At 70.3% G+C, this 12,420-nt stretch carries 10 protein-coding genes and 1 tRNA gene; 5 read left to right on the top strand and 6 right to left on the bottom strand.

The features are described 5' to 3' along the window. Positions 1-29: 29 nt before the first annotated feature. The 4 genes from ACGFRB_RS20050 to ACGFRB_RS20035 all read left to right on the top strand — a co-directional run bounded on the left by ACGFRB_RS20050 (position 30) and on the right by ACGFRB_RS20035 (position 3,049). Positions 30-191, top strand: coding sequence for a hypothetical protein (locus ACGFRB_RS20050; RefSeq protein ID WP_361227031.1), 162 nt, complete (start codon positions 30-32; stop codon positions 189-191). Next, a complete protein-coding gene (locus tag ACGFRB_RS20045; protein ID WP_363003652.1) occupies positions 188-826 on the top strand; it encodes an aminodeoxychorismate/anthranilate synthase component II in 639 nt (212 codons plus the stop codon). Before ACGFRB_RS20050 ends, ACGFRB_RS20045 begins: the two co-directional genes overlap by 4 nt. A gap of 260 nt (positions 827-1,086) precedes the next feature. Next, the gene (locus ACGFRB_RS20040; protein WP_393244925.1) at positions 1,087-2,319 is read left to right on the top strand and encodes a class E sortase; all 1,233 of its coding nucleotides are present in this window, start codon (positions 1,087-1,089) and stop codon (positions 2,317-2,319) included. Positions 2,320-2,359: 40 nt separating this feature from the next. After that, positions 2,360-3,049, top strand: a complete 690-nt coding sequence (locus ACGFRB_RS20035; protein WP_363003656.1) for a class E sortase — start codon at positions 2,360-2,362, stop codon at positions 3,047-3,049. Between the two features lie 161 nt (positions 3,050-3,210). Here ACGFRB_RS20035 and pknB read toward each other — a convergent pair whose 3' ends face one another. The 6 genes from pknB to ACGFRB_RS20005 all read right to left on the bottom strand — a co-directional run bounded on the left by pknB (position 3,211) and on the right by ACGFRB_RS20005 (position 11,435). Continuing rightward, positions 3,211-5,193: a Stk1 family PASTA domain-containing Ser/Thr kinase gene (gene pknB / locus ACGFRB_RS20030; protein ID WP_393244649.1), complete on the bottom strand. Its 1,983-nt coding sequence runs from the start codon at positions 5,191-5,193 to the stop codon at positions 3,211-3,213. A gap of 287 nt (positions 5,194-5,480) precedes the next feature. Then, a complete protein-coding gene (locus ACGFRB_RS20025; protein ID WP_363003660.1) occupies positions 5,481-6,947 on the bottom strand; it encodes a penicillin-binding transpeptidase domain-containing protein in 1,467 nt (488 codons plus the stop codon). Continuing rightward, the gene (locus ACGFRB_RS20020; RefSeq protein WP_393244647.1) at positions 6,944-8,386 is read right to left on the bottom strand and encodes an FtsW/RodA/SpoVE family cell cycle protein; all 1,443 of its coding nucleotides are present in this window, start codon (positions 8,384-8,386) and stop codon (positions 6,944-6,946) included. The genes ACGFRB_RS20025 and ACGFRB_RS20020 overlap by 4 nt, the downstream gene beginning before the upstream one ends. 34 nt (positions 8,387-8,420) lie before the next feature. Then, positions 8,421-9,896: a PP2C family serine/threonine-protein phosphatase gene (locus ACGFRB_RS20015; RefSeq protein WP_363003664.1), complete on the bottom strand. Its 1,476-nt coding sequence runs from the start codon at positions 9,894-9,896 to the stop codon at positions 8,421-8,423. Between the two features lie 185 nt (positions 9,897-10,081). Continuing rightward, the gene (locus tag ACGFRB_RS20010; RefSeq protein WP_361237877.1) at positions 10,082-10,606 is read right to left on the bottom strand and encodes an FHA domain-containing protein; all 525 of its coding nucleotides are present in this window, start codon (positions 10,604-10,606) and stop codon (positions 10,082-10,084) included. Between the two features lie 10 nt (positions 10,607-10,616). Continuing rightward, positions 10,617-11,435 carry an FhaA domain-containing protein gene (locus ACGFRB_RS20005; RefSeq protein WP_393244645.1) on the bottom strand — a complete coding sequence of 273 codons (819 nt, stop codon included), beginning with the start codon at positions 11,433-11,435 and terminating at the stop codon, positions 10,617-10,619. An 810-nt stretch (positions 11,436-12,245) separates the two neighbouring features. On the opposite strand from ACGFRB_RS20005, the gene ACGFRB_RS20000 reads away from it, so the two are divergent. After that, positions 12,246-12,329 (top strand) — tRNA-Leu (locus ACGFRB_RS20000). The last annotated feature ends 91 nt before the right edge of the window (positions 12,330-12,420 follow it).

Below are 12,420 nucleotides of genomic sequence, written 5' to 3'. Positions count from 1 at the left end.
CGTAACGAACGGAAGGGGCCTCGGACGTCATGTACGGATGGATCTGGCGGCATCTGCCGGGCAACGCCTGGGTGAAGGCGCTGATCTCGGTCGTGCTGGTCCTCGCGGTCGTCTACGGGCTCTTCCAGTACGTGTTCCCTTGGGCGGAGCCGCTGCTTCCGTTCAATGACGTGACGGTGGACGGTCAGTGAGCGCGCGCATTCTCGTCGTCGACAACTACGACAGCTTCGTCTTCAACCTCGTGCAGTACCTCTACCAGCTCGGTGCCGAGTGCGAGGTGCGCCGCAACGACGAGGTGGAGCCGGCCCACGCGCAGGACGGTTTCGACGGCGTCCTGCTCTCACCTGGTCCCGGCACGCCCGAACAGGCCGGAATCTGCGTCGACATGGTGCGCCACTGCGCCGCCACCGGGGTGCCCGTCTTCGGCGTCTGCCTCGGTATGCAGTCGATGGCCGTCGCCTACGGCGGTGTGGTCGACCGCGCGCCCGAACTGCTGCACGGCAAGACCTCGCCGGTCACCCACGAGGGCAAGGGCGTCTTCGCCGGGCTGCCCTCGCCCTTCACCGCCACCCGCTACCACTCGCTGGCCGCCGAGCCGGCCGCGCTGCCGGCCGAGCTCGAGGTCACCGCGCGCACCGAGGACGGCATCATCATGGGGCTGCGCCACCGGGAACTGCCCGTCGAGGGCGTGCAGTTCCACCCCGAGTCGGTGCTCACCGAGCACGGCCACCTGATGCTCGCCAACTGGCTGGAGCGGTGTGGCGACACGGGAGCGGTGGCGCGGTCGACGGGACTCGCGCCGGTGGTGGGCAAGGCCGTCGCGTGACGGCCGGGTCGCCGTGGTTCCGGGCGACGAATCAGCCGGAGGACGGGGAGCCAGAGCCGGCACCGCCCGCGTACGGGGCCCACACGGCCCCCTACGGGGCGGCGCGGGCCCACCAGGCCCCCTCGGGCCACCCTGATGCCCAGGGCCCGTTCCAGGTGCCTCAGGCGCCTCAGGAGGCCCACGGGGCCCCGTACGAGCCGGTGTTCCCGGGCGGTGGGTACGAGACGTCGCCGTACGCGCCCACTCAGGCGTACGAACCGGTGCGGGCGTACGGCGCCGCGCAGGCCCACACCTCCGGTCCGGCATATGACACGGCGCAGGGCTCCGAGGCCACCCAGGCCTACGCGGCCGTGCCGGCCTGGGACACCCCGGGCACGCCTGCCGAGCCCGCCGCCCCCATGCCCGCACCCGCCCCCATGCCGGCTCCGGTGCCCGCTCCCACTCCGGCCCCCGCGCCCCGTCGGCCCCGCCCCGGGTACCGCAACGGGCGGGACGGCGAGACGGTGTCCATGCCCGTCATCGACGGCGTTCCCGCCCCGAACGCCGCCCCGAACGCCACCCCGAACGCCGTCCCGAACGCCGTCCCGAACGGTGAGCCGCCGGCGCCGTCCGGCGGACGCGCCGAGCGCCGCCGCGCCGCCAAGCGCAAGGGCGGCCGCGCCGCGCCGCGGCCCTCCGTACCCGGACAGCGCGGCCCCGCCCCGTCCGGCCCGGCAGCGTTCGGCACCGCCCCGTCCGGCACCGCCCCGGCGGCCCCCGGGGCGCCGGAGCGTCCGCTGTCCCGGGTGGAGGCCCGCCGTGCCGCCCGGGCCGCCAAGGACTCCTTCGGTGTCGTCCTCAGCCGCGGCGTCGGTGAACTGTTCATCACCTTCGGCGTGGTGATGCTGCTGTTCGTCACCTACCAGCTGTGGTGGACGAACGTCCGGGCCGGGCAGGAGACCGACCAGGCCAAGCACGAGATAGAGAACTCCTGGGAACAGGGTGGCGACGACGTGCCGGGCGCCTTCGAACCCGGCAAGGGCTTCGCCATCATGTACATCCCCAAGCTGGACGTCGTGGTGCCCGTCGCCGAGGGCATCGGCAAGACCGCCGTCCTCGACAAGGGCATGGTCGGCCACTACGGCGAGGGCGGTCTCAAGACCGCCATGCCCGCCGACAAACAGGGCAACTTCGCGGTCGCCGGCCACCGCAACACCCATGGTGAACCGTTCCGTTACATCAATCGGCTGAAGCCGGGCGACCCGATCGTGGTCGAGACCCGGGACGCGTACTACACGTACAAGATGACCAGCATCCTGCCGCAGACCTCGCCGTCGAACGTCTCGGTCATCGACCCCGTGCCGAAGCAGTCCGGATTCACGAAACCCGGCCGCTACATCACGCTGACGACGTGCACCCCCGAATTCACCAGCACGTACCGCATGATCGTGTGGGGACAGCTCGCCGACGAACGGCCGCGGAGCAAGGGGAAGCCCCCCGCGCTCGTAGGCTGACCCCACACCGGGACCATCACTTCGAAAACGGGACGACCTCGTGGCACGTGCGCGCAACCGGATCGCCGGGATCATCAGCGTCTTCGGCGAACTCCTCATCACCGCGGGCCTGATCCTCGGGCTCTTCGTCGTCTACTCGCTGTGGTGGACGAACGTCATCGCCGACCGGGCCGCCCACAAGGAGGGCGACAAGGTCCGCGACCAGTGGGCCGCCGGCACGACCGCGGGTCCCGGAGCCATCGACATAAAGGGCGGCATCGGCTTCCTGCACGTACCGGCCATGGGCGACGGCGAGGTGCTCGTGAAGAAGGGCACCGACAGCGAGGTCCTCAACGGCGGTGTCGCCGGCTACTACGTCGATCCGGTCAAGGCCGCCATGCCCGCCGACAAGCAGGGCAACTTCACGCTGGCCGCCCACCGCGACGGGCACGGCGCGAAGTTCCACAACATCCACAAGCTGAAGAGCGGCGACCCGATCGTCTTCGAGTCGCGGGACACCTGGTACGTCTACAAGGTCTACAAGACCCTGCCGGAGACCACGAAGTACAACGTGGACGTCCTCCAGGCGGTCCCCAAGGAGTCCGGCAAGACCAAGCCGGGCCGCTACATCACCCTCACGACCTGCACCCCGATGTACACCTCGGACTTCCGCTACATCGTCTGGGGCGAACTCGTCCGCACCGAGAAGGTCGACGCCAAGCGCACCCCTCCGGCGGAACTCCGCCATTGACGGCACGGCAGCCGGAACCGTCACCACCGGTCTGCCGGATCCGCCCCACCCACGCGCGAGCCCCGGCATCCGTATCGGATACCGGGGCTCACCCGTGTGCCGTGCGCTCGCGTCCGCGAGGCGATTCCTACCGGCCGAAATGGCCTACCGCCTGAACAGGCCTACCGCCCGAACAGGCCGTGGCCGCCGCCGGCCTTCTCCGTCTTCACCGTGACCACCTGGTTCGGCTGCCCCTGCTGTCCCGGCTTCGGGTCCTGGTCCTTGACCACCGCGTCCGGGTCGCTGGGACCGTCGACGGTGAGCTGGAACCCGGCCGCCGCGAGGACGGCGCGCGCCGCGTCGACGGTCATGTTCGTCACCGGCGGAACGGTCTGACCCGCCGGCGGCTCCGGCTGCTGCGGGCCCTTGGAGACCTTCAGCGTGATCTGGACGTCCTTCGCCTGCGGGGTGCCGCCGTTCGGCGTCATGCCGACGACCTCGCCCGCGGGCTTGTCGGAGTCGACCTCCTGCCGGGCCACATTCGCGAACCCGAGCGTGGCCAGGTCGGCGGTCGCCTGGTTGACCTCACGGCCGACGACGTCCGGCAGCGGAGTCTGCTTCTTCTTGGACACGGTGATCGTGACCTCGGAGTTCTTCTCCGCCTTCGAGCCGCCCTCCGGGCTCTGGCTCAGCACCTTGCCCGGCTCCTGGTCGGACTCCTCCGTCTTCACGACGACCTTGAAGCCCTGGTTGGTCAGCCGCTCCTCGGCGCGCGAGCGGGACTGCTCGACGACATCGGGGATCTCGACCTGCGGAGCACCCTCGGAGACCACGACGGAGACCGTGTCGCCGACGGCCATCTTCTCGGACGGGCCGAACTCCGGCTTCTGGCTGCAGATCGTGCCCTTCGGCTGATCACAGCGCTCCGAGCCGCTCTGCTCCACCTTGATCCGCGAGTTCTCCGCCAGCTCCCCGGCCGTCTTCATCGTCTTGCCGACGAGCTGGGGGACCGGAACCTGCTCCGGGGCGTCCTTCTTGTCGAAGAGCGAGCTGCCGATGAAGATCGCGCCGACGAGCACGAGCACGCCCGCGACGGCCAGCAGTATCGTCGAGGTGTTCGACTTCTTCTGCCGGCGCCGGGCCGGGCGGTCGTCGTACCCGCCGTAGCCGGCGTCGTCCCCGGGCATCGGGGCCATCATCGTGGTCGGCGCGCCCTGCGCGTCCGGAGCCTGGCGCATCGCCGAGGTCGGCTGCTCCTCCGGCAGATAACCGCCGTAGCCCCCGCCGTAGGCGCCGCCGCCCATCGCCGCGGCCGCCGCGACCGGACGGCCGTCCAGGCACGCCTCGATGTCCGCGCGCATCTCGTCGGCGGACTGGTAGCGGTAGTCGGGGTCCTTGACCAGCGCCTTGAGGACGATGGCGTCCATCTCGGGCGTGATCTCGGGGTCGAAGTTGCTCGGCGGCTGCGGCTCCTCGCGTACGTGCTGGTACGCGACGGCCACCGGCGAGTCGCCGATGAACGGCGGCCGGACCGTCAGCAGCTCGTACAGCAGACAGCCGGTGGAGTACAGGTCGGAACGGGCGTCGACCTGCTCGCCCTTGGCCTGCTCCGGGGAGAGGTACTGGGCGGTGCCGATCACCGCGGCCGTCTGCGTCATGGTCATGCCCGCGTCGCCCATGGCGCGCGCGATGCCGAAGTCCATGACCTTGACCTGGCCGTTACGGGTCAGCATGACGTTCGCCGGCTTGATGTCGCGGTGCACGATGCCGGCGCGGTGCGAGTACTCCAGCGCCTGGAGGATGCCGACGGTCATCTCCAGCGTGCGCTCGGGCAGCAGCTTGCGCCCGGAGTGCAGCAGCTCGCGCAGCGTCGACCCGTCGACGTACTCCATCACGATGTACGGGATGGAGACCCCGTCGACGTAGTCCTCGCCGGTGTCGTAGACGGCGACGATCGCCGGGTGGTTCAGGGAGGCGGCGGACTGGGCCTCACGGCGGAACCGGGCCTGGAAGGACGGGTCACGGGCGAGGTCGACCCGCAACGTCTTCACGGCGACGGTGCGGCCGAGCCGGGTGTCGTGGGCGAGGTACACCTCGGCCATGCCACCACGGCCGAGCACCGAGCCCAGCTCGTACCGGCCGCCGAGGCGACGCGGCTCTTCCATAGCTACTCCAGCCCTCTCCGTCTGTCCCGACCGCACCCGTGTGTGGTCCGGCGGTGTGCTGTTCGCGCATACGCTACCGGCCGCGGGGTGGCGCCCGGCCCGTAGACCGGCACCTGATACCCGACCGGTACCCGGCCCGGCCCGCTCACCGGCCGGCCCGCCGCCGGAACCTTCCCAGGTCGCGGCCCGTGCCGGCGGCCGCTTCCCGGACCGGAACGCCGCCCGCCGTAACGTCGGTCACGATCCGGGCCGGGGCGGTCGCCGAGCGGCCGCCCGGAGGCCAGGGGTCAGCTCTTGCTCTTCAGGACGGCCTGCATCACGGCCTTGGCGATCGGCGCGGCCAGACCGCCACCGCTGATGTCCTCACGGTTCGTGCCCTCGGAGTCCTCGACGATCACGGCGACCGCGACCGGCGAGCCCTGCGAGGTCTTGGCGTAGGCGATGAACCACGCGTACGGCCGCTTCGAGTTCAGCTCGCCGTGCTGCGCCGTACCCGTCTTGCCGCCGACCTTCACCCCGGGAATCCCCAGATCGGCGTTGGCGCCGGTGCCCCGGCTGACGACGTTCTCCATCATCTGCTGGATCAGCTGGGCGTTCTTCTGCGAGACCGGGCGGCTCAGCTCCTCCGGCTCGGTCTTCTTGATCAGCTCCAGGCTGGGCGCGCGCAGCTCGTCCACCATGTACGGCTTCATCAGCTTGCCGTCGTTGGCGATCGCCGCCGTCACCATCGCCATCTGCAGCGGGGTCGTCGCGGTGTTGAACTGGCCGATCGACGACAGCGCGTTGCCACCGCGGTCGGACTGCTTGTCGTAGACCGAGGCCACGGCGCGGACCGGCATGAACTGCTCGGCGTTGAAGCCGAACTTCTCCGCCGTCTCCACCATCTTGTCCCGGCCCACGTCGTCGCCGAGCTTCGCGAACACCGAGTTGCAGGAGACCCGCAGCGCCTCGTTGAGGCTGGCGTTGGCGCAGCCGCTCGCGTGGTTGATCATCGGCTTGGTCGACAGCGGGATCTTCCAGCCCTCGGGCGTGTCGGTCGCCGCGTTGATGTCGGTGACCTTGCCGCTCTCCAGCGCCGCCGCGGCCGTGACGACCTTGAAGACGGAACCGGGCGGGTAGATCTCGCGCAGCGCGCGGTTCAGCTTGGGCTTGTTCTTGTCCCCTTCCAGCTTCTGCCACGCCTTGGCGTCCGAGTCGTGGTAGCCGGAGAAGGAGCCCGGGTCGTACGACGGGGTGGAGGCCAGCGCCAGGACCTTGCCGGTCGCCGGGTCCAGGGCGACGACCGCGCCCGTCTTCGAACCGAGGCCCTGGAAGGCGGCCTTCTGCGCGGCCCCGTTCAGCGTGGTGACGACATCGCCGCCGCGCTTCTTCTCCCCGGTGAACATCGACAGGGTGCGGTCGAAGAAGAGCCGGTCGTCGTTGCCGGTGAGGACGCCGTCCTCGATCTTCTCGATCTGGCTGGCGTCGAAGGCCTGCGAGGCGTAGCCCGTCACAGGCGCCCACATCGGGCCGTCCACGTACGTTCGCTTGAACTGGTAGAACGTGTCGCCCGAGTTGACGGAGCCGGTGATCGGCTTGCCGTCGACGATGATGTTGCCCCGCTCGCTGGCGTAGCGCTCGATCTGCACCCGCTTGTTCTTCGGGTGGGAGTTCAGCTCGTCGGCACGGACGTACTGGAGCCAGTTGTCCCGTACGAGCAGGGCGAGGACCAGCAGGCCGCAGAAGATCGCGACCCGGCGCAGGGGCTTGTTCACGGACGGACCACCTGGGTCATCTCGGCATCGGGGTTGGGGGCGGGGGACGGCGCGGGGCGGCGCGCGGTGTCGCTGATCCGGATGAGAATGCCGACCAGCGCCCAGTTGGCGATCACGGACGAACCGCCGTACGCGAGGAACGGCATCGTCATACCGGTCAGCGGGATCAGACCCATGACACCGCCGGCGACGACGAAGACCTGGAGCGCGAACGCGCCGGACAGGCCCATCGCGAGGAGCTTGCCGAACGGGTCGCGGGCCGCGAGGGCGGTGCGCACACCGCGCTCGATGATCAGGCCGTACAGCAGCAGGAAGACCATGACACCGGCCAGACCCAGCTCCTCGCCGACGGTGGCGAAGATGAAGTCCGAGTTGGCGGCGAACTGGACGAGGTCGGAGTTGCCCTCGCCGAGGCCGGTGCCGAGGATGCCGCCGGATCCGAAGGACATCAGGACCTGCGTCATCTGGTCGCAGGCGTAGGCCATGTTGGTGCCCGGAGGGGCCGTCTTCAGGCACTCGAAGGGGTCGAGCCAGGCCGCGACACGGGACTGCACGTGGCTCGCGGTGGAGCCGACGGCCACGGCACCGGCCGCGGACATCAGCAGACCCATGACGACCCAGCTGGTCCGCTCCGTCGCCACGTACAGCATGATCACGAACATGCCGAAGAAGAGCAGCGACGTACCGAGGTCGTTCTCGAAGACCAGGATCAGCAGGCTGACGGCCCAGATCGTGACGATCGGGCCGAGGTCACGGCCGCGCGGCAGGTAGAGCCCCATGAAACGGCGGCTGGCCAGCGCGAGCGCGTCCCGCTTCACCATCAGATAACCGGAGAAGAAGATCGCCAGGACCAGCTTGGCGAACTCGCCGGGCTGGATGGAGAAACCGCCGACGCGGATCCAGATCTTGGCGCCGAAGACGTCCGCGCCGAGGCCCGGGACGAGCGGCAGCAGCAGCAGCACGAGCGCCGCCACCATGGAGATGTACGTGTAGCGCTGGAGGACCCGGTGGTCCTTCAGCAGCAGCAGCACGCCCACGAACATGGCGATGCCGACGGCCGAGTACATCATCTGGTTGGGCGCCGACGGGCTGAACGCGCCGTACGCGCGCTTGGCCAGGGCGATCAGCCGCGGCGACTGGTCGAGGCGCCAGATCAGCACCAGGCCCATGCCGTTGAGCAGGGTGGCGAGCGGCAGCAGCAGCGGGTCCGCGTACGGTGCCCACTTGCGCACCACGAGATGCGCGACGCCCGCGAGCAGGGCGAGGCCCGCCCCGTAGCCCAGCATGCCGGGCGGCACCTTGCCGTCGATCGCGAGACCGACGTTCAGGTACGCGAACACCGGGATGGCGACGGCGAAGGCGAGCAGGACCAGCTCGGTGTTGCGACGGCTCGGCGCCTCGATGGCGCCGATGGTGGTCGTGTTGGTGACAACGCTCATGGTGGTGAAAGGCCCCCTCGGGTCTGCGGCTCGCTTACTGCTTGCCGCAGTTCGAGGCCAGCTTCTGCTCCTCCGCGGACAGGGTCGGTCCAGGGGACGGTGTGGCTGCCTTGGACTTGTCGTCGCCGGCCGGCGGCTTGGGGCTCGCGTTCTCCGCGGCGTCCGCGGCCGCCTTGTGGCGCTGTTCGGTCTTCTTGCAGGCCGAGGCCTGCAGGGACAGCTCGGCGATCCGCGTGCGGGCCTTGCCGAGGCTGCCGCCCGCGATCGTCTTCTCGACCTGCTTGCGCTGGTAGGCGGGCAGGTACTTGAGTTCGATCTCGGGGTGGTCGCTCTCGACCTCCGACAGCTTCACCCAGGCCAGCTCCTGGCTGATGCCCTGGTACAGCGCCACATGGTCGTCCTTGGCGCCCACGTAGTACTGCGTCTGCGTCCAGCGGTAGCCGCCGTACAGACCGCCGCCGACGACGGCGAGCGCGAGCACGAGGTAGAGCGAGCGCTTGAACCAGGTGAAGCCCGCCGAACGCGGCTTCACGAAGTCGTCGTCCGTGTACGAGTCGAAGGAGCCCGGGGGCATGTCGCCGTAGCCGTGGTCGTCGCCACTGCCGGGCGGCCCGAAGCCGCCGGCCGGGGGCCGCTGGTGCGCCGGCCGGCCGAGCCCGGAGGCCCGGCCCGCGGGCGTGTGCATGGCACCGCCGTCGTGCAGCAGCGGCTGGTTCTCGGCGACGGCGCCCACGATCACGGGGGTGTCGCTGAGATGGCCGAGATGTCCACTGAGGGTGTCACCGGCGTCGACGTCGAAGACATCGGCGATGATCACCGTGATGTTGTCGGGGCCACCACCGCGCAGCGCGAGCTGGATCAGCTCCTGCACGGTCTCCTGGGGGCCGTGGTACCCGGCGAGGGTCTCCTCCATCGTCTGGTGCGACACCACCCCGGACAGGCCGTCGGAGCAGACCAGATAACGGTCGCCGGCCCGCACCTCACGGATCGACAGATCCGGTTCGACGTGGTCGCCGGTGCCGACCGCGCGCATCAGCAGCGAACGCTGCGGGTGCGTGGTGGCCTCCTCCTCGGTGATCCGGCCCTCGTCGACGAGCCGCTGCACCCAGGTGTGGTCCTGCGTGATCTGGGTGAGCACACCGTCGCGCAGCAGATACGCGCGCGAGTCGCCGACGTGCACGAGACCGAGGCGCTGACCGGTCCACAGCAGGGCGGTGAGCGTGGTGCCCATGCCCTCCAGCTGCGGGTCCTCCTCGATCATCATCCGCAGCTGGTCGTGGGCGCGGACCACCGCGGCGTTGAGCGAGGTGAGGATGTCGGAGCCGGGAACGTCGTCGTCGAGCGTCACCAGGGTCGAGATCACCTCGGACGAGGCGACCTCGCCCGCGGCCTGACCGCCCATGCCGTCGGCGATCGCGAGCAGCCGGGGACCGGCGTAACCGGAGTCCTCGTTGCCCTCGCGGATCATGCCCTTGTGCGAACCCGCGGCGAAACGCAGCGAAAGACTCATGCCCACCTGCCCTGTCGGCGCCGCCTGGGGGTGCCGCCGGTCTCGAGACACACTGCCCACCCTCCGGTCGGGAGCACGTACCCGCCCGGGCCCGCTGCCCGGGCGCCCGCGCCGACTCCGGTCCGGTCCGTCGACCGGACCGTTCCGGGGCGCTCGCTCCACTCGCGCTCATTCATGATGTAGCACTACTTCCGCAGCTCGATGACGGTCTTGCCGATGCGGATCGGCGCGCCCAGCGGAATCGGTGTGGCGGTGGTGAGGCGGCTCCGGTCGAGATACGTGCCGTTCGTGGACCCGAGGTCCTCGACGATCCACTGACCGTCCCGGTCCGGATAGATCCGGGCGTGCCGGCTGGAGGCGTAGTCGTCGTCCAGCACGATGGTCGAGTCGTGGGCCCGGCCCAGCGTGATGGTCTGCCCCTGGAGGGCGACCGTCGTGCCGGTGAGGGTGCCCTCGGACACGACGAGCTTGGTCGGGGCGCCGCGGCGCTGCCGCCCGCCGCCGCCCGCGCTCGGCTGCGCGCCCCGCTGCTGCGGTGGCGCCGCCTGGCGGCCGGCCTGCTGGGGCCGCGCCTCCTGGCGGCGGGAACCGCGCTGGGTGACCCGCGTACCGAACAGATCGCTCCGGATGACCTGTACGGCCACGATGACGAACAGCCACAGAACGGCCAGAAAACCCAGCCGCATGACCGTCAGGGTCAGCTCTGACATTGCCCCCGCTTCACCCTTCGGCTTGCCTGAAAACGATGGTGGTGCTGCCCACGACGATCCGCGAGCCGTCGCGGAGCGTAGCGCGGGTGGTGTGCTGCCCGTCCACCACGATGCCGTTGGTGGACCCGAGATCCGCGATCGTCGAGGGCGTTCCGGTCCGGATCTCGCAGTGCCGGCGCGAGACGCCGGGATCGTCGATCCGCACGTCCGCGTCGGTGCTGCGGCCGAGGACCAGGGTCGGGCGGGAGATCTGGTGCCGGGTCCCGTTGATCTCGATCCAGCGCCGCGTCTGACCGCCGCCGCCCGGGGCGGTGGTCTGCGGACGGTGCGACGGCATGGCCGGGGCACCCGGCGGCGGGGTCTGTGGCATCGGCGGCGCCCCGGCGGACCGGGGCGGATAGCCGTAGCCGCCGGGGGACTGCTGGCCGGCGGCGGGCTGCTGCGGCTGCGACGTGCTCGACGCGAGCGTGCGGCTGCGCACCCGGTACAGACCGGTGTCGAGGTCGTCGGCCTTCTCCAGATGGACCTTGATCGGGCCCATGAAGGTGTAGCGCTGCTGCTTGGCGTAGTCCCTGACCAGGCCGGCGAGCTCGTCGCCGAGCTGGCCCGAGTAGGGGCTGAGGCGCTCGTAGTCCGGCGCGCTCAGCTCCACGATGAAGTCGTTGGGGACGACGGTCCGCTCGCGGTTCCAGATCGTCGCGTTGTTGTCGCACTCGCGCTGGAGCGCGCCGGCGATCTCGACGGGCTGGACCTCGGACTTGAAGACCTTGGCGAAGGTGCCGTTGACCAGACCTTCGAGTCGCTGCTCGAACCTCTTCATGACTCCCATGGGGCACCTCCTCCGTCGTTGTCGCCCTGGTACTGCTTACTGATCGTATCCACGCGTCGGGAAATCGGCTGGTTCCCCTTCTCTGCCCTGTGGACGAGTGTCACCTCTCTCACAGACCTTCCGCAGACTTCGCAGGCTCCGGCGGGCCTTCCCCACGGATCGTAGAGGTGGCCTGTGGACAGTGTCCCGCACCGGGGGCCGGAGCAGGAGGGCTCCCCGTACGTCACCGCCTCGCCGTCCCCCGCGCGCCGCCCCCTTCCGGCCCGGCCCGCCGCCGGTCCGCCTCCGCTTCCTCCCCGCTTCTCCCTGTTTCCTCCCCCGGGACGATCCGCCTGTCCCCCTGCTTTCCCCCTGATTTCCCCCAGGGTCGTCCCTGGGACTTCCCCGAGACGTGCCCGACCCGCGCCTTCTTCGGGCGGGAGGGCTCGGCTGATCTCTCTGGTTCCTCTGGTTTCTCCGGTTCCTCGTCGGCGCGCCCCGCCTCTTCCTGGCCCGGCCCTCCCCGTCATCCGCTCCCTCTTGGTCTCCCCCTCCTTCCTCGTTCTCCTCCGTCCTCCACTCGTTGCCTTCCCCGGTCTCCTCCTCGGCCCCCGCCTTCTTGTTCTCCTTCGGGTCCCGGCCGCGTCGCGGCTCCGGGAACGGCACGGGAACGAGGTGGGGGTGGGTGGGGACGGGGTCCGGGGGAGGTGCGAAGGGGGTGTGGAGGGGGTCACGGACAACGGATGTGAATCCACCGCCTCCGACGTGCTAATCTTCAGATGTCGCCAGGCAAACGAACCGAAAGGTGAGGGAGCCGGGAGACCACCCAATGCGCGGGTGGCGGAATAGGCAGACGCGCTGGATTCAGGTTCCAGTGCCCGAAAGGGCGTGGGGGTTCAACTCCCCCCTCGCGCACAGATGAAGCGGGGGGGGGGGGGGGGGGGGGGGGGGGGGCGGGGGGTTGGGGGGGGGGGGCGGGGGGGGGGGGCGGGGGGGGGGGGGGGCG

Source organism: Streptomyces sp. NPDC048718 (genome assembly GCF_043198875.1).
Taxonomy (GTDB): Bacteria; Actinomycetota; Actinomycetes; order Streptomycetales; family Streptomycetaceae; genus Streptomyces.
Note: the sequence above shows the minus strand (reverse complement) of the source record. Positions and strands in the feature narration are given on the sequence as shown.